The following is an 18,528-nucleotide window of genomic DNA, read 5'->3' as shown; positions in this document are numbered from 1 at the left end:
ATCGCTACGCTGCCGGCTGTTCTCACGGCCGTGGTCCATGCACGTACTCGTAGTCGAAGATGACGAACTGCTCGGCGCCGGCATGCGCGACGCGCTCATGCGCTGGTCGCACACCTGCCTATGGGTGCGCGACGGTGCAGCCGCGCTGGCGGCGGCGAGCGACGGTACGTTCGATCTGGTCGTGCTCGATCTCGGCTTGCCGAAGATCGACGGCCTCGACGTGCTGAAAACGTTGCGCCGACGCAAGCTGCGTCTGCCGGTCTTGATCGTGACCGCACGCGACGCGCTGGCGCAACGCATCGAAGGGCTCGACGCCGGTGCCGACGACTATCTGGTCAAGCCGTTCCATCTGGACGAATTCGCCGCGCGCCTGCGCGCGTTGCATCGGCGCGCGCAAGGGCTGGCGCAGGATCTGATCGAAGCCGGCGCAGTGCGCCTCGACCCGCAGACGCGCGAAGCGCACTACGACGGGCGCGTGCTGGAACTGTCGCGCAGCGAGTTCCTGCTGCTGCGCACCCTGGCCGAGCGCGCCGGGCGCGTGGTGCTGCGCGAGACGCTCGAACGCGCGGTCTACGGCGACGAGGGCGTGGAGAGCAATGCGCTCGAAGTGCACATCCACGCCTTGCGGCGAAAGCTGTCGCCCGCCGCGATCCGCACCGTGCGCGGACTGGGCTATCTGCTGGTGAAGGAGTCGGCATGAGCTCGCTCAAGCGGCGCATCGGCGCATTGGTGCTCGGCTGCCTCGCCGCGGTGCTGCTGCCGCTGGTCGCGCTGAGCTACCGCTTCACGATGGAAGAAATCGACGAACTGGGCGACGCGCGCCTGGCGCAGAACGCGCGCACGATCAGCGCCCTGGTCGGCTCCGCCGGCGCACCGGCGCTGGCGGCGAGCGCGCCGCTGCAGATCGAAGCGTGGCGGCGCGAGCACGGCCGCCAGCCGCTGACCGTGCGCGGCCATCCCTACGAAATGCAGATCGGCTTCCAGTACTGGAGCGGCGCGCAGCAGCAGCCGCTGCTGCACTCGGAGAACTTCGCCGAGGTTCCGCTGGATGCGGCGCCGGCCGGTTTCGCCGACATTCCGATCAAGGGACGCCACTGGCGCGTGTTCACCCTGCTCGGCGAAGACCAGCATTGGATTCGCGTCGGCGAGCGCTACGACAGCCGGCGCGAGATCGCGCGCGCGCTGGCGGTCGAGGCGATCGCGCCGCTCTTGGTCGGACTGCCGCTGCTGGCGCTGCTGGTCGGTTGGGCGGTGCGGCGCGGCCTGACGCCGCTGCGCGTCTTGGCCGAGCGCGTCGCCGCGCGGCGCGCGGACGACAACGAGCCGATCGGCGGCTCCGCCTTGCCGCGCGAGATCGAACCCTTGGTCGCCGCGCTGAACGGCCTGTTCGGCCGTGCCGGCGCCCAGCTCAAGCGCGAGCGCGAATTCACCGCCAACGCCGCGCACGAACTGCGCACGCCGCTGGCCGGCGCGCTGTTGCAGCTGGAGAACGCGCAAGCTGCGGCGACGCCGGCCGCGCGCGAGGTATCGCTGCAACACGCCGCGCGCGGGCTGGAACGGCTGCGCCGCCTGGTCGACCAGATGCTCGAACTGGCGCGCTGGGACGCGGCGCAGGCACCGGCGTTCGAACGCGTCGACCTCGGCCGTTGCATCGAGGAGGAATTGGCCGAACTGGGCAGCGCCGCGCTCGAACGCGATTGCGAGATCACCGTCGCGCTCGATCCGGCGGCGCGTTTCGTTGCGGGTTGGGAGCCGGGCCTGCGCAGCTTGCTGCGCAACCTGCTCGACAATGCGCTGCGCTACGGCGGCGAGCACGGCCGCATCGAAATCGCCACAAGTGCCGTGGCCGGCGGCGTGCGCGTCGCCATCCGCGACCACGGTCCCGGCATCGACGCGGCGCGCCGCCAGAGCATGCTCGAACGCTTCCGCCGCGGCGATGGCGGCGCCGGCGAGGGCAGCGGCCTCGGCCTCGCCATCGTCGCGCGCATCGCCGAGCTGCATCGGGCGCGGCTGCTGCTCGAGGAGGCGGCCGGCGGCGGCTTGCGCGTCGAGCTCGTTTTCCCGGCCAAGTAACGGCTGCCGGCTGGCGCGTCGCAGGCATCGGCTGGCGGCGGTCGACGTCGGCGCGGCACCGCGGCGCCTGCTGCGGCGATTTTTCTACAGTGCCACAATGTCGCTTCACAGGGCCTTTTCGCGTATCCCCCTAGTGCCCGGCCGCGGTGGACGCGTCCGGCGGTTCCGCACATTCCAGAGGATTCCCTGATGAACACCACGTTGACCCCACCGATGTACGACGCCGACTCTCGCTCCGTGCGCCGGCAGCCGCTCGCTACGCTGATGGCGCAGTCGGGCAGCCGCAGCAACAAGAAGGGCGCCGCGCCCGATCCGACGCCGCCGACCCAAGACAATCCGCCAAAGGACGAAGGCGGTGGCGGCAGCACGCAAGGCGGCACCAAGCCGATGGATCCGCCGACGGTCCACTGAGGGGCGGGATCGGGTCGATCGCGCATCTGCGCGCCGGCCCAGGATGCATGACACGCTTGCGTCGCGTGCTTGGAGCGATCGCCCTCTAGTCGCGCTGCGGCGCGCCAGCGACCGCATATTCGCGGCGCACCGCCGGATACAGATCGCGTTCGATCGCGGGCAGCGCGCGCAAACCCGAGCGCGCCGCGGCGATGAGCGGCTTGGCTTCGGTCGAGCGGCCCGCGCGTTGCAGGCACATGCCCATCAGCAGATTCGCCTGCGGACGCCAGATCGGATTGGCGTTGCTGGCCTTGTCCAGCTCCTGCGTGGCCGCTTGCAGCAACGGCGTCGCTTCGTCGCAACGGCCGGCGCCGACCAAGAAATCGGCGAATGGAATCTTCCAGCCGTAGGTGCCGAAGCCGCCGGCGACGGCGAGTTCTTCGGCCAAGGCGACGCTTTCGCGATAGTGCGCCTCGGCCGCTTTCTCCTCACCGCCGGCGAATTCGGCCAGAGCGAGTTCGCGCAGCACCAAGGCGTAGGGTCGCGACTTTTCGCCGCTCAGCTCGCGCTGCAGTTCTAGTGCGCGCCGCGCCACCGGTATCGCCTCGCCGCCCTTGCCTTGCTGCTCCAGGGTGCGCGCGAGGTGCTGCAGGTTCTTCACGTTGGCGCCGCTGCCGGCGTCGCCGCGGAACTTGGTCATCAGCTCGCGTTGCAATGTCTCGGCCTCGGCGAAGCGCCCGGCGTAGTAGAGGCTGGTGGAGAGGTTGTCTTCGGCGACCAGCGTGTCGGGATGCTCGGCGCCGAGAGTGCGGCGATGCCGCTCGGCCACCTCGCGAAACAGCGTCGCCGCTTCGTCGTAGGCGCGCTGATCCACGCGCAGGATCGCGAGCAGGTTCAACGCGTCGCTGATCCTGCGATGCGCCTCGTCGAGGCTGCCGCGAAAGATCGCCAGCGCGTGTTGTGCCGCCGCTTCGGCAGCGGTGAGGTCGCGGCGCAGTTCGAGCAGGAAAGCGAGCTCAATCTCGCTGAAGCCGACCAGAGGATGCGTCTCGCCGTACACGTGCCGCCGCGTCGTCAGCGCATGCCGCAGCATGTCCTCGGCTTCGACGTACTTGCCGGCGTTGGTGAGGATGACGCCGAGGTTGTGCTGCGAGGCGGCGACTTCCGGGCTGTTCTCGCCGAGCTGGCGCTCGCGGATCCCCAGCGCGCGCCTAAACATCGCTTCGGCATCGACCGGCTTGCCCATGTTCTGCAAGTTGGTGGCGTAGTCGTCGAGGCTCTGCGCGGTTTCCACCGCGTCGGCGCCGTAGCGGCGCTCCGCGCGATCGAGCGCTTCGCGGAACGGTTGATCGGCGGCTTCGAACTCGCCGCGATCCTGCAGCAGCTTGCCGATGTGACCGAGGCTTTCGATCACCGCCGGATCATCCTTGGGCAGTTTGGCGCGGCGTGCCGTCAGCGCCTCGCGCAGCAGCGGCTCGGCGTCGGCGTAGTCGGTCATGAAGGCGCGGATCTGGCCGACGCTGTCGAGGCTTTCGGCGACCGCGAGATCGTCGGCGGCGAGACGCTCGCGGCGCAAGGCCAGAGCCTGCTCGGCCAGCGGCAGCGCGCGGTCGTACAAGCCCAAGGCCGCGTAGCTGGTCGCGATCGCCTGCAGGAAGCGCGCGCGCAACAGCGGATTGGCCAGACGTCGCTGGTCGAGTTGCGTCGCGCCCTGGTCGAGCAGATCTTTCGCGCTGACGATCGCGCCGCGCGTGTGGGTCGGGTCGGATGCGGCGAACAGGCCGACCAAAAATCCCGCCACTTCGTTCGACGCGCGCGCCTCGGCCGCTTTCTCGCGCGCCTGCCAAGCGGCCACCGCGATCGCCGCGCTCAGCGCGAGCACGGCCAGCGCCGACATGGTGGTGGCGAGCCAGTGCCGCGCGACGAATTTGCGCGTGCGATAGAGCCGGCTGTCGCGATGCGCGGCGATCGGCAGGCCGCCGAGGAAGCGCTTGAGATCCTCGGCCAGCGCGTCGACGGTGACGTAGCGGCGATCGGGTTCGCGTTTGAGCGCCTTCAGCACAATGGTGTCGAGATCGCCGCGCAGGCGCTGCGGCGGCACCGGCGCATCGGCCAGGCGCAGCTGGCTCGGCGCGACCGGACCGGTCGAATCGAGCATGCGCCGCAGCTCTTCGAAGCTCGGCTCGTCGTGCAGGCGGAACGGACGCTGGCCGGTCAAAAGCTCGTACAGCAGGCAGCCGAGCGCGTACACGTCCGCCGCCGTGGTCAAAGGTTCGCCGCGAATCTGCTCGGGCGCGGCGTAAGCCGGCGTCAGCGGACGATCGCGCGTCTGGGTGGCGGCGGCGCCGTCGCCGGCGAGCAGTTTGGCGATGCCGAAGTCGAGCAGCTTGACGTCGCCGTGCGCGTTGACCAGCACGTTCGACGGCTTCAAGTCGCTGTGCACGACCAGCTGCCGGTGCGCGAACTGCACCGCGGCGCAGACACCGAAGAACAGGCCCAGGCGCTGGGTGAGATCGCTCGTGTGCTCGCTGCAGTATTGCGAGATCGGCACGCCGTCGACGTATTCCATGACGAAGTACGGCTGGCCGTCGGCACCGATGCCGCCGTCGAACAGACGTGCGATGTTGCGATGTTCGAGCCGCGCCAGGATCTGGCGTTCGCGCAGGAAGCGGGTGAGCACCGCTTCGCTGTCCATGCCGCGCTTGATCAGCTTGAGCGCGGCGCGGCGTTCGAACTGGCCGTCGGCGCGCTCGACCAGAAACACCAGCCCCATGCCGCCGCGGCCGAGTTCGCGCACGACGCGCCAGGGGCCGATCAAGCGGCCGTCGAACGAGGCATTCCAGTCGACCCAGTCGATCGCCGCCTTGCCGCGCAGGTTCTGCGCGTGGCGATCGAAGGTGTCGCCGGTGGCGTCGGCGGCGAGCAACAGTTCCACTTCGCGGCGCAGCACGGCGTCGTCGCCGCACTCCCGCTCGAGCAGCTCGCTGCGCTCGGCCGGAGTCAGTTCGACCGCACGTTCAAAGATCGCCGCTATCCGCTGCCAGCGTACGCTGTCCATCGCCCTGCCCGTTCGCGATTCCCAATTGCGTCATCAGGAACGCACGCGCGGCGCGCCAGCGCCGGAACACGGTGCGCACGTTGACTCCTTGCAGGTCGGCGATCTCGTCGAGACTGAGGCCACCGAACACGTGCCACTCGACCACTTGGCCCAAACTCGCATCCAGCGTCGACAGCCGCGCCAGCGCGGCGTCGAGCGCGAGCACTTCGAACAGGTCGCCGTGCGGATCGGATTGGTTGAGGTCGAGCGTGACCGGCGCGAGGTCGCCGCCGCGTTTCTGCCGCCCGCGATTGCGCGCGTGATCGACCAGCACCTGACGCATCGCGCGCGCGGCCAGCGACAGGAAATGCGTGCGCGAATAGCCCTTCGCTTCACGCGCGGAGGCGAGCTTGAGCCAGGTTTCGTTGATCAGCGCGGTGGTGTCGAGCGTGGCCGGATTGCCGGCCTGGCGGCGCCGACTGCGCGCAATGCGGCGCAGCTCTTCGTAGACGAGCGCGAACAGTTGATCGGCCTGCCTGGGACCGGTCTCGCTCACCGGTGATTCGGCCATGATGTCGCCCCGTGACGCCGCGTGCGATCGTATCTCTTACGAATGACTATAGGCGCGCCGGGCGGACGCGACAAGCGCCGCCGGCGGCCGTCGCGACCGGCGTCGCATGCGGCGCCGGCGCGATGAGTCTCGAAGCGAACGCTTACTTCGCTTCTTTTTCCATCAGCTTGTCGACCAGGTTCGAGGGCACTTCCTCGTAGTGGTCGAAGGTCATCGAGAACGTACCGCGACCGCTGGTGGCCGAACGCAGGAAGTTGATGTAGCCGAACATTTCCGCCAGCGGCACGAAGCCCTTCACGAACGCCTGCGGGCCGCGCTGGCCCTGTTCGCTGACCGAGCCGCGACGACGGTTCATGTCGCCGATGACGTCGCCGAGATAATCCGGCTCGGTCACCACTTCCAAGCTCATCACCGGCTCGAGCAGCTTCGGACGGCTCATCTTGTGCGCTTCGCGGAACATCTGCTTGCCGGCGATTTCGAACGCCAGCGCGGACGAGTCGACGTCGTGGTACTTGCCGTCGATCAGGCGTGCCTTGAAGTCGACCACTTCGTAGCCGGCGATCTGGCCCTGGCGCGATTCGCTCTTGATCGCGAACTGCACCGCTGGGATGTACTCGCGCGGAATGCGGCCGCCGACGATTTCATCGACGAATTCGACGCCCGAACCCGGCTCGCCCGGCTCGAAGATCATCTTCACTTCGGCGAACTGACCCGAACCGCCGGACTGCTTCTTGTGCGTGTAGGTGTGTTCGACGCGACCGCCGAACGCCTCGCGGAAGCTGACCTTCGGCTTGCCCATGTTGGCTTCGACACCGAGTTCGGTGCGCATGCGGTCGATGGTGATTTCCAGGTGCAGCTCGCCCATGCCCTTGAGCACGGTTTCGCCGGTTTCCTTGTCCACTTCCAGGCGCAAGCTCGGGTCGGCCTTGACCATCTTGTAGAGCGCGGTCGACATCTTGTCGATGTCGTTGCGCGACTTCGGCTCGACCGAGACGCTGATGACCGGATCGGGGAAGCGCATGCGCTCGAGCAGCACCGGGGTGGCCGGATCGCACAAGGTGTCGCCGGTCTCGGTTTCCTTCATCGAGACGAACGCGCAGATGTCGCCGGCGCGCACTTCGTCGATTTCCTTGGTCGAGTTGGCCTGGATTTCGACGATGCGGCCGATGCGCTCTTTCTTGTCGCGCGTCGAGTTGAGCAGGGTGTCGCCCTTCTTGATCACGCCGGAGTAGACGCGGGTGAAGGTGAGCGTACCGAACTGGTCGTTGATGACCTTGAACGCGAGCGCACGCGCCGGCGCGTCGTCCTTCACTTCCTGCACGCCGACGACGTTGCCGTCCTCGTCCACCATCGAGATGCCGCCGGTCTCGCCCGGATACGGCAGATAGTCGATGACGCCGTCGAGCAGATGCTGCACGCCCTTGTTGCGATAGGACGAACCGCAGAACACCGGCACCAGCTTGCCGGTGACGCAGCCCTTGCGGATGCACGCCTTGAGCGTTTCCAGCGACGGCGTCTCGCCGCCCAGGTAGGCTTCCATCGCGGTGTCGTCCATCTCGACCGCCGCTTCGATGCTCGCCTCGCGCAGCGCGGCCAGATTCGCCACCCATTCGGTGTCGGCGGTGGTGGTGAACTGCTGCACGCGCGGATGCTTGGCGAGCTCATCGAGCGGGATGGTGTCCCACTTGCTGTCCTTGTCGTCGCCCTGCCAGATGTAGCCGCAGTTGGCGATCAGGTCGGCGAAGCCGATGAAGTCGTCGTGGCTGCCGAGCGGCACTTCGCACAGGACCGCGTTCGCGCCGAGGCGATTGCGGATGCCGTCGACGGCGTTTTTGAAGTTCGCGCCGATACGGTCCATCTTGTTGATGTAGCAAAGGCGCGGCACGTTGTACTGGTCGGCCAGGCGCCAGTTCGTCTCGGTCTGCGGCTCAACGCCGGCGACGCCGTCGAACACCACCACCGCACCGTCGAGCACGCGCAGGCTGCGATTCACTTCGATCGTGAAGTCGACGTGCCCGGGCGTGTCGATGACGTTGACCTGGTAGCCCTTCCATTCGGCGGAGACGGCGGCGGACTGAATCGTGATGCCGCGCTTGCGCTCCTGCTCCATGTAGTCGGTCGTGGTCGAGCCCTTGCCGTCCTTGGTGTCGTGGACGTCGATGATCTGGTGCTTCTTGCCCGTGTAGTACAGGATGCGCTCGGTCGTGGTCGTCTTACCGGCGTCGATGTGCGCAATGATGCCGATGTTGCGATAGAGCTTGAGCTCCTTCTGCCTTGCCATGGTGCCGCCTCTCGAAAAGTGTCGGGGTTCGCAAGCGCCCGGTCGCCGCCGCTGCGCTTCATCGGGCGAGTGGAATTCGAAGCGACGAACGCGACGCCCGTGCGCTGCGCGCCCGGTCTTCGTGCCTGTCGTTGTCGAAGCCGCGTAACCGGCGCAACGCCACCGCCGCCCGCGCCGCAGGACGATGCGCTGCGGCGAAGTAGGCGTGATGACGTGCCGACGGCCAGTCCGCCGATAACGGCCGGACGCTCGAGCCTGCCTGATTGGGCGGCGGATTCTACACGATCGGCCGCGGGCGCGTGGCGGGGGCCGGGGTGAAGCGGGCGAATTTGCCGAAGTAAGGGCGCTGAGGTCGCCATTTCGGCACCGAATCCGCCGTTTCCCGCTCCCGGCGCTGGCCTGGGAACCTCGGTGCCGCCGCCCGCTCAGTCGTCGAAGCCGTCGCCGAAGATCGAATCGAGCACGGTCTGATCGTAGAGGCCGGCCTTGTTCACCGCACCGGGCAGAGGTGAGCCCGGACGAGATGGGTAGTAGCCGCCGGCAATCAGTACGCGCCCGTCCGTCAACGAGGTGGCAGTCGAGAACAGCACGCCGCCCACTTCGGGCAGCAGTTTTCCGACCCGGAGGAAGCGCTCGCCGGTGTCGTCATAGGCTTCGAGTAGCGGCGAGGCCGACGGCACCACCGTTCCGGTATTGCCGCCGGCAAGCAAGATCTGTCCGCCCGGTAGCGCCGTTGCAGTGTGATTGGCGCGTGGCGTCGACAGCACATTGGCGATCTTGCGGAAGGTTCCGGTCGCCGGATCGTAGATCTCCGCCGCCAAAGACGAGTGTTCGTCTTCGCCGTAGTGGTTGTCGTAACCGCCGGTGATCAGAACGCGGCCGTCCGCAAGCAGGGTGGCTCGGTGCGCGTATCTCGGCACCGTCATCGAGCCGGTCGGCGCGAAGGTATTGGTCTGTGGGTCGTACAGCTCTGCGCTGGAGCAGAAATCGAAATCGCCGTCGCCGTCGAAACGACTGGAGCATCCGCCGCCCGCGATGAGAACGCGGCCGTCTTGGAGTGTGGTGACCGAATGTTGGGTCCGATAGAACCCGGCTTCGCCGACCTCGTCGAATCGATGGCCGACCGGATCGTAGATTTCCGCCTTGCTGGTCCACTCGGCCGGCTGAAATATCGGCGCATCACCGCCGACGAGCAGCACGCGACCGTCGGGCAGCAGTGCCGTCGTCGTATTCGTGCGCGGATGCGACATCGGCGGCTCCAACAGGAAGGTTCCGCTGTCGGGGTAGTAGCGCTCCATGCGTGGGCCGCCCAAGTCCCTGTCCAGCGATTCTTCCGTGCCTTCGCAGATCAGCACGCTGCCGTCGTGCAGAAGCAGCGTGCGCGCGTCGTGACCGATATGGGAGAACGACGGCGCTCCGGTCGCGGTGAATCGATCCGTCGCCGGATCGTAAATCTCCGCGCTGCGAAGCGGGACGATGGTGCCGTCTGGATCGACCCCGGAGCCGCCGATCAAGAGCACGCGACCGTCGCGCAATAGGGTGGCGCTGTGGCCGAAGCGGGCTTCGAGCATCGGGCCGGTATCGACTCGATTGACGCCGTAGGACATGGAACTGGCGACGGCGACGGACGCCGTTGCAGAAAGAAAGACAGACGCGAACACGGCCCACGGTTGCATGGCGCTTGGAACTCCGACGAATTGAGGGATGAGCGGCAGTCGCGACCGCGCGGGTCGAGACACACATCCAAGCCGGGCTTTGAAAGGAGATCTCGCCTTCGGCTCCCCGATGGAACATGCCAACAGGGAATAAGCGCGCGCGCCGTCGTTGTTGCAGTCGACCGCTGCGCCGTTGCGTTCGGATGCCGCTCTAGGAAACTCGTCGCAGGCTAGTGCGGCCGCGGCGGGAAGTCGGCACGGATCGTCATCGAATAGGTATCGGAACGGTATCGCCCGAGCCGTACGCGGCCCGGCTCGTCAACGCCTCACGGCGAGACCTGCGCCCGATGAACCGGGCCGAGCGCATCTCGCCCGGCCCTCGCACCTTGGCATTCCACCCGCCTTTCGTCAGGCGGCGAAGTGAGCGCGCGTCCGCCGGCAGCCGGCGGACGCGCAAACGATCACGGCGAACGCGAACCGAGCCGCCGCGCGCTGATCCAGCCCAGCCCGAACAAGAGCGCCAGCAAGGCGAGCCAGTTCAGCACCGGCACCGGCTGGGCTTCCGTAGCGCCGGGGATGACGGCGATGACGGTCGGATTGGCAGCGCCGGCGACGGCCGGATCGTCGGTGAGCAGCGTCGCTTCGTTGCTGCCGTTGCCGTCGGCGTCGTAGTGGACGCTGGCCTGGTTGCTGATCGATTCGCCCGCGGCCGTCGGCAGGATGCTGGCCTGGATGACGATGGTCACGCTCGCACCGGCGGCGATGGCGCCGTTCCAGCTCACCGTATTGGTGGCGGTGGTCGCCGTCACCACGCCGCTGCTGGCACTGGCCGACAACAGGCTCAGCTGCAACGGCAACACGTCGACCAGCTCGTCGCCCGGGTTGTCGCCCTGCGCACCGGGACCTTGGTTGGCGATCACGATCGTGTAGGTGATCGCACCGCCGGGCGTGAAGCTGCCCGCCACCGTCTTGGTCGCGCTGACGCCGGTGCCGAGCGCGACCACGCTGGCGACGCTGGTCGCGCTGTTGTTGGCCGGCGTCGGATCGGTCACCGTCGCCGGCGGCTGGATCGTCGCGGTGTTGCTGATGCTGGTACCGCTCGGCGTCGCCGCCGCGACGGTGCAGGCCGCCGTGTAGGTCGCCGTCGCGCCCACCGGCAGAGCGGTCGTGTCGCCGATGTCGCCGCTGCCGCTCGCCGTGCAGGTAGCGCCGCCGGTGGCTGCGCAGGTCCAGCTCACGCTGGCGCAGGCGGCCGGGAACGCGTCGGCCACGGTGGCGCCGTTGACCGCACTCGGTCCCGCGTTGCTTGCGACGATCGTATAGGTCAACACATTGCCGGGCTGCACCGTCGCCGCATCGCTGCTCTTGGTGATCGACAGATCCGCCGCCAGACCGAGCGTGTCGGTATCGGTTGCGGAATTGTTGGCCGGGGTCGGATCGGTGGTGCCGGCCGGCGCCGCCACGGTCGCGGTGTTGCTCAGGCTGCCGCTCGCGCTGGCGCTGACCGAACACGTCGCCGTGTAGGTCACGCTGGCGCTCACCGGCAGATTCACCGTGTCGGCGATGTTGCCGCTGCCGCTCGCCGCGCACGTACCGCCGCCGGCACCGGCGCAGGTCCAGGTCGGACTGGTGCACTCGGCCGGGAACGTATCGGCCACCGTCGCGCCGGTCACGTTGCTGGGGCCTGCGTTGCTGGCGGTGATCAGGTAGGTCACCGAGGCGCCCGGCAGGACGCTCACCAGGCCGTCGCTCTTGCTGATCGTCAGATCCGCCGTCGCACCGAGCGTGTCGGTATCGGTGGCCGAGTTGTTGCCGGGCGTCGGGTCGGTAGTGCCGGCCGGCGCCGCTACGGTCGCGGTGTTGCTGAGCGAACCGGTTGCGCTCGCGCTGATCGGACAGGCCGCCGTGTAGGTCACCGAGCCGCCCGCGGGCAAATTCACCGTGTCGGCGATGTTGCCGCTGCCGCTCGCCGCGCAGGTGCCGCCGCCGGCACCGGCGCAGGTCCAGGTCGGACTCGCACAGCTCGCCGGGAAGGTATCGGCCACGGTCGCGCCGGTCGCGCTGCTGGGGCCGGCGTTGCTCGCGATGATGGTGTAGGTCACCGAGCCGCCCGGCGTCGCGCTGGTGACGCCGTCGGTCTTGGTGATCGACAGATCCGCCGCGGCGCCCAAGGCGTCGATGTCGGTGGCCGAGTTGTTGCCCGGCGTCGGATCGGTCACGCCGGCGGGTGCGCCTACGGTCGCCGTGTTGCTGAGCGAACCGGTCGCGCTGGCGCCGATCGCGCAGCTCGCGGTGTAGGTCACCGAAGCGCCCGCGGGCAGGTTCACCGTATCGGCGATGTTGCCGCTGCCGCTCGCCGTGCAACTGCCGCCGCCGGCACCGGCGCAGGTCCAGCTCGGACTCGCGCAGGCCGCCGGGAAGGTATCGGCCACGGTCGCGCCGGTCGCGCTGCTGGGACCTGCGTTGCTGGCGGTGATCGTGTAAGTCACCGAGCCGCCCGGCGTCGCGCTGGTGACGCCGTCGGTCTTGGTGATCGACAGATCCGCCGTCGCGCTCAAGGTGTCGGTGTCGGTGGCCGAGTTGTCGGCCGGCGTCGGATCGGTCGCGCCGGCCGGTGCCGTCACCGTCGCCGTGTTGCTCAAGCTGCCGCTCGCGCTCGCGGCGACCGGGCAGGTCGCGGTGTAGGTGACGCTGCCGCCGGCTGGGAGATCCGCGCTGTCGGCGATGTCGCCGATGCCGCTGGCGGTACAGCTGGCGCCGCCGGCGCCGACGCAAGTCCAGGTCGGACTCACGCACGCCGCCGGGAAGGTGTCGGCCACGCTTGCCGCGCTGGCGTCGCTGGGGCCGGCGTTGCTCGCGGTGATCGTGTAGGTGACCGAGCCGCCCGGCGTCGCGCCGGTTACGCCGTCGGTCTTGGTGATCGACAGATCCGTGCTCGGGTTCAGCGTGTCGGTATCGGTGGCCGAGTTGTTGGCCGGCGTCGGATCGGTCACGCCGCCGGGCGTCGCCACCGTCGCGGTGTTGCTGAGCGAACCGCTCGCGCTGGCGCTGATCGGGCAGCTCGCCGTGTAGGTCACGCTGCCGCCCGCGGGCAAGTTGACCGTGTCGGAGAGGTTGCCGGCGCCGCTCGCGGTGCAGGTGCCGCCGCCGGCGCCGACGCAGGTCCAGGTCGGACTCGCGCACGCGGCCGGGAAGGTATCGGCCACCGTCGCACCGACGGCATTGCTCGGGCCCGCGTTGCTCGCCGTAATCGTGTAGGTCGCCGAGCCGCCTGGCGTCGCATTGGTCACGCCGTCGGTCTTGGTGATCGCGAGATCGGCTTGCGGTGTCAGCGTGTCGGTGTCGGTCGCCGAATTGTTGGCCGGGGACGGATCGGTGATCGAACTGGCGACCGTGGCCGTGTTGCTCAGCGTTCCGCTCGCCGCGGCCGAGACCGTGCAGCTCGCGGTGTAGGTCACGCTGCCGCCCGCCGGCATGTTCACCGTGCCGCTGATGTTGCCGGCGCCGCTCGCGGTGCAGGTGCCGCCGCCGGCGCCGACGCAGGTCCAGGTGCAGGTCAGGCTCGCGGGGAAGGTGTCCGCTACCGTCGCGCCGGTGGCTGCGTCCGGCCCGGCATTGCTGGCGGTGATCGTGTAGGTGGCGCTGCCGCCCGGTACGACGGTGGTGACGCCGTCGGTCTTGGTGATCGCGAGATCCGCCGACAGCGCACGGCAGGCGGTCACCGACACGTCGTCGACGGCGACGCCGCCGAACTGGACCGTGGTGTCGCTGTCGAGGTGGAAGCGCAGCCGCGTGTTGAGGCCGGCCAGTTCATCGACCCGCGCACGCTGCACGCCCCAGCCGATCGCCGTGCCGATGTTGTTCTGCGGATTGCCGGTACCGGCGCTGGCGCCGATCGGGGTCGGATCGAGCCATTCGTACAAACGGCGCGTCGTGCCGCCGCCACCGACCTCTTCCATGTCGACGAAGAAATGATCGAAGTTGGCCGTCTCGACTTGATGCTGCTGCGCCCAGCTGACGATCACCGGCGGCGACAAGCCGGCCAAGTTGATGTCGGGCGAATAGAGGTCCTGATTGCTGCTCGCGTCGTAGGTATTGTCGAGATCGGTCTTCCAGCAATTGACGCCGCTGTTGCAGGTATTGAACGGCGCGATCGGGTTCGCGGTGGTGGTCGCCACGGTTGCCGGCAGGCCGAGTTCCCACTCGTCCTGCGCGCCGGAATGGGTAAAGCCCGCGGCGCCGGCCTCGAAGTCCGTGCTGTAGACGGTGGTCGGCCCGAAGCCGGGCGGACACGCCGGCGGTGGCGGCGCCTCGCACACGCGAATGCTCCAGGACGTCAGCGTGCCGCCGTTGGCGCCGGCGGTGTCGTCGTACAGGTTCAAGGTCCATTGACCGCCGGCGTTCTGGCCGTCGAACCACGACAGGCGATACGCGCCCGAAGTGCTGGCGGTGCCGGCCGTGGCGTTGTTCTCCGGCTTGAGCTGGGTTCCCTTGAGCGCGGTGAAGGACGGCGGCAGGGCGGCCTCGTCGTCGAAGGTGACGTCCATCTGCGTCTGGCCGCCGACCGCGGCGGAGCCGATGTCAGTGAACAGGCCGACGTTGCTGCCGGCGGGCGAGACCAGATGCGCGTCGACGTCCTGCATCAAGGCATGGTTCAAGACGATGCTGACGTCGACGTCGGCGATGCGCGGATTGCCCGGCACGACGAGGGTCGAGGTGGTCAGTCCGGTGCCGGGACCAATCGTTTTCGGCACATCGGTGCTGGTGTAGGTGGTGCAGTTGACCCCTTCGTCGACCGCCGGATGCACGCTGACGCTGAGGTTGTAGGTGGCGGTTGGGCCGCCGACGGCGGCGCTGGCGGAATCGACGAAGGCGAAGTAGGTGCCGGCCTGCTTCACCGTCATGAACATCGCTTCGGAAGGCACGTTCGGATTGGGCGCCACGTCACCGGTACCGGCGTCGTCGACGACCAGGATCTGATTGCTGGCGTCGCCGAACAGGCCGAAGCCGAGGCGGCCGTTCCAGGTCACGCCATCGCGCTCGGGGTCGAGATCGAGCGACAGGTACACCGTGTCGCCGGCATTGAGTTGAATGCTGTACCAGTCCTGCTCGGTCGCCGCCGCGGGATTGCGCGTGCCGCTGACCCAGCCGTTCGCCGGCAACGGATTGGCCGTGGCGGGCGTGTCGTTGGATTCGACTTCCGGCGTCGGCGCACCGCTCTGCAGGCGGAAATGCAGCTCGTAGCCGCGCTCGGTCGTCGTCCCGGCGGTGAAGTCGTTGACCTTGAGGAAGTAGGTGCCGGTGGTCGGGATGGTCGCGCCGGCGATGGACGAGGACAGCGCGGCGAAGCTGCCGTTGTCGTCGTCGAATTCGATCACGGTCGTTCCGTCGGAGGCCAACAGCGTCAACTGGCTGTCGGTGCTGCTGCCCGCGGAAGCCGAGGTCATCGTCGCTGCGTAAACGCGGTCGCCGGCATTGGCGGAGAAGCTGTAGAAGTCGATGTCGCCGTTCGGATACAGATTGGCGCGGACCACCGTATTCGTCCCGACGATCGGAGAGGCCTGCGCGGTCGTGTTGTTCGGCTCGACTTCGCCGCCGTAGCCCTGTCCGAACGGGATATAGGGCGTGGCCGCCCGCGCTGGACTCGAGGAAGACTGCGGCCGTGGCGGCACTCTCCCCTTGATCTCGTCGATCGATGTCGGCGCGGTGAATTCATAGGCCACGTGCGCGGCACGCGCAGGATGCAACAGCCCGCTTCCAGCCAAAAGCATGCCCGCGAGCACGCCAAAGGCCGCTCTAGTCGACTTGTTCATCGATCCCCCGATCGTTCCCCGTCGGCCAGCCCCCTAAGCCAGCCTAGAGACCCTAGCGTACAGCGTAAAAATATACATTTCATGTGCCGCGCGCGGCGCCGGCTCCGATCGCTTGGCCGCTACCGTTCCCCCGAGAGAGCGGCGTCGCCGCTCTACAACTGCACCACCTTCGGAAATTCGACGGCGAGGTGATCGACGAAGGCGCGCACCGAAGGCAGCAGGCCCTGCCGATACGGCAGCAGCGCGGTGAGCGTGCCGTCGCCGGCGAGCCAATCGGGCAGCACCCGGCGCAGGCTCCCGGCAGCGACCTTGTCGCGGCAGACGTAAGCCGGCAGCGCGACGATGCCGCAGCCCTCGACCGCCACCTGGGTCAGGCTGACCATGTCGTCGCTGACCACGCGCGGCGACAGCGGCACGGTTACTTCGGGATGCTCCCCCGCCGCATGGCGCAAGCGCCACAGCGGCGCCACGCCCCGGCGCATCATGAACAGAGACGGCCGCTGCGCCAGCTCCGCAGGCGTCGCCGGCGCGCCGTGGCGGTCGAGATAGCCGGCGCCGGCAAACAGGAACCACGGCGTCGGTGCCAGCACGCGCTGGATCAAGCCGGAATCGGGCAGCGGTTCGGAATGCGCGCGTATCGCCACGTCGTAGTTGTCGCCCACGATGTCGACGTAGCGATCGGTGGCATGCGCGTGCAGATCGACTTTCGGATAGCGCTCGAGAAAGCTTCCGAGCATCCGGCGCAGGCCGAACTGCATGGTGGCGACGGCGGCGGTGACGCGCACCAAGCCCGCCGGCTCGTCCAGACGCAGACGGATCGCCGCTTCGGCGACGTCGGCTTGGCGCACCATCGCCGCCGCGTGACGGTAGAACTCCATGCCGGCCTCGGTGGTGCCGAAGCGGCGCGAACTGCGGTTGAGCAACCGCACGCCCAAGCGCGCTTCGAGCTGGCGGATGCGATGGCTCAAAGTGGACTTGGGAATTTGTAGCGATTGCCCCGCCGCGGTGAAGCCGCCGCGATCGACGATCTGCACGAACAGATAGAAGTCGTTGAGATCGCGCATGGCCGTTCCTGTGCGCCGGTGCCGCGGGGCCGCACATTATGCCGATCGTCCAAGGCATTGGACGCTGATTCCCATTTCACTTCCTTGTCCGAGCGCGGCGCGCCTGTCGGAATAGGCGGATTCTTCTTTCGGTAACGACCATGACGATCCGACGCACCCGCATGACGCGCGACAACACCGCGGTTCTCTTCATCGATCATCAGGTGGGTCTCCTGACCGGTGTGCGCGACATGCCGGTGGCCGAGCTCAAGCACAATCTCGTCGGCCTGGCGAAGGCCGCCCGCGTGCTCGGCTTGCCGACGCTGGCGGTGACCACAGCGCGCGAAGGCATGTGGGGACCGACCGTGCCCGAACTGGTCGAGGCCTTGGGCGGCGGCGAGATCATGGATCGCTCCGCCGTGAACGCCTGGGACGATGCGCGGTTCGTCGCCGCGGTGAAGGCGACCGGCCGCGATCACCTGATCTTCGCCGGACTTTCGTTCGAGGTGTGCGCCTCGCTGCCGGCGATCGCGTGTCGCGACGAAGGCTTCCAACCCGTCATCGCGATCGACGCCTGCGGCACCTTCTCGGCCGCCAAGCGCGAAGCCGGCCTCGCGCGCCTGACCGCGCTCGGTATCGAAGTGTCCGACTACGCGACCCTGATGGTCGAGATCATGGCCGACAACGCCGACGCGAAGGCGATGGACGTCTATGCGGCGATCGACATGCCGTTCGCCGTCTTGATGGGCCAGGTCGCCGGAGCGCTGCGCCGATGAGCGTCATTCCGATCGACGACGCCGACATCGCGCCGGCGCGCGCGCTGCGCGTCGAGTTCGCGCGGTTCTGGTCGACCGCGCAAGGTGAGTTTCGCGCCATCTACGACGAGTTCATCGGCGCCACGCCGATCGCCGCCGGCATCGCGACGCGTGAGGCGCACAGCGATCCGGGACCGGGTTGGTGGTGCGAACCCGCCGACGCGGTGCCGGACCGCGCGATTCTGTTCGTCCACGGCGGCGGCTACGGGCTCGGTCACGCCGCCGCGTATCGCGGCCTGGCCAGCCAGATCGCGGCGCGTTCGCGCATTCCTGTCTTCGCGCTCGAATATCCGCTGGCGCCCGAAGCGACTGTCGGCGTCGCGCTCGAACTCGCGCTGGCGACGCTGGCACGGCTGAGTTCGCAGTTCGCCTCGGTGGCCGTCGTCGGCGATTCCGCCGGCGGCGGACTGTCGCTCGCCAGTGTGCTCGAAGCGCGGCGGCGCGGCATTCCGGTACGTGCGCTGGTCGCGTTCTCACCGTGGACCGATCTCAGCCTGAGCGGCGCCAGTGCGCGCGACTTCGCGGTCGGCGATCCCTTGCTCGACGTCGACTATCTGCGCGCGTCGGCGTCGGCTTATTTGGGATCGGCGCCGGCGACCGATGCGCGCGCATCGCCGCTGTTCGATGCGGACTTGAAGCTGCCGCCCAGCTTGATCCAGGTCGGTTCGGACGAAGTGCTGCTTGACGATTCGCGGCGACTGGCCGAACGTGCGACCGGCGCGGGATCGGAGGTCGTGCTGGAAGAGTGGCAAGGCATGCACCACGTGTTCCAGCTCAACGTAGAGCAGCTGCTCAGCGCGCGCCGCGCGCTCGACCGCGCTGCGGCCTTCCTCGTCGAACATGGGTGAAC

The 18,528-nt window shown here is 68.3% G+C and carries 11 protein-coding genes; 5 read left to right on the top strand and 6 right to left on the bottom strand.

Annotated elements, in window-relative coordinates; all coding sequences use genetic code 11:
* Positions 1–37: 37 nt before the first annotated feature.
* From AC3QL3_RS01410 to AC3QL3_RS01400, 3 genes are all read left to right on the top strand, one after another.
* Positions 38–700 (top strand): response regulator, encoded by a 663-nt coding sequence (locus AC3QL3_RS01410; RefSeq protein WP_492896466.1) that lies wholly within the window; start codon positions 38–40, stop codon positions 698–700.
* Complete coding sequence (locus AC3QL3_RS01405) at positions 697–2,073, top strand: ATP-binding protein (RefSeq protein WP_492896465.1); 1,377 nt, start codon at positions 697–699, stop codon at positions 2,071–2,073. Before AC3QL3_RS01410 ends, AC3QL3_RS01405 begins: the two co-directional genes overlap by 4 nt.
* Positions 2,074–2,262: 189 nt before the next feature.
* Positions 2,263–2,484: a hypothetical protein gene (locus AC3QL3_RS01400; protein ID WP_492896464.1), complete on the top strand. Its 222-nt coding sequence runs from the start codon at positions 2,263–2,265 to the stop codon at positions 2,482–2,484.
* An 85-nt stretch (positions 2,485–2,569) separates the two neighbouring features.
* Here the strand turns inward: AC3QL3_RS01400 and AC3QL3_RS01395 are convergent, their stop codons facing one another.
* The 6 genes from AC3QL3_RS01395 to AC3QL3_RS01370 form a co-directional block, all read right to left on the bottom strand.
* Positions 2,570–5,521, bottom strand: a complete 2,952-nt coding sequence (locus AC3QL3_RS01395; protein ID WP_492896463.1) for a tetratricopeptide repeat protein — start codon at positions 5,519–5,521, stop codon at positions 2,570–2,572.
* Positions 5,481–6,056 (bottom strand): ECF-type sigma factor, encoded by a 576-nt coding sequence (locus tag AC3QL3_RS01390; RefSeq protein WP_492896462.1) that lies wholly within the window; start codon positions 6,054–6,056, stop codon positions 5,481–5,483. The genes AC3QL3_RS01395 and AC3QL3_RS01390 overlap by 41 nt, the downstream gene beginning before the upstream one ends.
* Before the next feature lie 157 nt (positions 6,057–6,213).
* On the bottom strand, positions 6,214–8,352 hold the full coding sequence (fusA, locus tag AC3QL3_RS01385; protein ID WP_492896461.1) for an elongation factor G: 2,139 nt from the start codon (positions 8,350–8,352) through the stop codon (positions 6,214–6,216).
* Positions 8,353–8,777: 425 nt separating this feature from the next.
* Positions 8,778–10,151, bottom strand: coding sequence for a Kelch repeat-containing protein (locus AC3QL3_RS01380; RefSeq protein WP_492896460.1), 1,374 nt, complete (start codon positions 10,149–10,151; stop codon positions 8,778–8,780).
* A 317-nt stretch (positions 10,152–10,468) separates the two neighbouring features.
* A complete protein-coding gene (locus AC3QL3_RS01375) occupies positions 10,469–15,820 on the bottom strand; it encodes a proprotein convertase P-domain-containing protein (RefSeq protein ID WP_492896459.1) in 5,352 nt (1,783 codons plus the stop codon).
* A gap of 152 nt (positions 15,821–15,972) precedes the next feature.
* Entirely contained in the window at positions 15,973–16,884 is a 912-nt protein-coding gene (locus AC3QL3_RS01370) for a LysR substrate-binding domain-containing protein (protein ID WP_492896458.1), read from the bottom strand.
* Between the two features lie 140 nt (positions 16,885–17,024).
* On the opposite strand from AC3QL3_RS01370, the gene AC3QL3_RS01365 reads away from it, so the two are divergent.
* Together AC3QL3_RS01365 and AC3QL3_RS01360 are read left to right on the top strand one after the other, a co-directional pair.
* Positions 17,025–17,639 carry an isochorismatase family protein gene (locus AC3QL3_RS01365; RefSeq protein ID WP_492896457.1) on the top strand — a complete coding sequence of 205 codons (615 nt, stop codon included), beginning with the start codon at positions 17,025–17,027 and terminating at the stop codon, positions 17,637–17,639.
* Complete coding sequence (locus tag AC3QL3_RS01360) at positions 17,636–18,526, top strand: alpha/beta hydrolase fold domain-containing protein (RefSeq protein ID WP_492896456.1); 891 nt, start codon at positions 17,636–17,638, stop codon at positions 18,524–18,526. Before AC3QL3_RS01365 ends, AC3QL3_RS01360 begins: the two co-directional genes overlap by 4 nt.
* Positions 18,527–18,528: the final 2 nt, after the last annotated feature.

The sequence above is a fragment of the Dokdonella sp. GW821-FHT11D02 genome (assembly GCF_058808595.1).
Note: the sequence above shows the minus strand (reverse complement) of the source record. Positions and strands in the feature narration are given on the sequence as shown.

Bases quoted from the DNA above. Each gene is read 5' to 3' on its own strand.
- AC3QL3_RS01410 (WP_492896466.1), top strand. From the start codon at position 38: ATGCACGTACTCGTAGTCGAAGATGACGAACTGCTCGGCGCCGGCATG.
- AC3QL3_RS01405 (WP_492896465.1), top strand. From the start codon at position 697: ATGAGCTCGCTCAAGCGGCGCATCGGCGCATTGGTGCTCGGCTGCCTC.
- AC3QL3_RS01400 (WP_492896464.1), top strand. From the start codon at position 2,263: ATGAACACCACGTTGACCCCACCGATGTACGACGCCGACTCTCGCTCC.
- AC3QL3_RS01395 (WP_492896463.1), bottom strand. From the start codon at position 5,521: ATGGACAGCGTACGCTGGCAGCGGATAGCGGCGATCTTTGAACGTGCG.
- fusA (WP_492896461.1), bottom strand. From the start codon at position 8,352: ATGGCAAGGCAGAAGGAGCTCAAGCTCTATCGCAACATCGGCATCATT.
- AC3QL3_RS01375 (WP_492896459.1), bottom strand. From the start codon at position 15,820: ATGAACAAGTCGACTAGAGCGGCCTTTGGCGTGCTCGCGGGCATGCTT.
- AC3QL3_RS01370 (WP_492896458.1), bottom strand. From the start codon at position 16,884: ATGCGCGATCTCAACGACTTCTATCTGTTCGTGCAGATCGTCGATCGC.
- AC3QL3_RS01365 (WP_492896457.1), top strand. From the start codon at position 17,025: ATGACGATCCGACGCACCCGCATGACGCGCGACAACACCGCGGTTCTC.
- AC3QL3_RS01360 (WP_492896456.1), top strand. From the start codon at position 17,636: ATGAGCGTCATTCCGATCGACGACGCCGACATCGCGCCGGCGCGCGCG.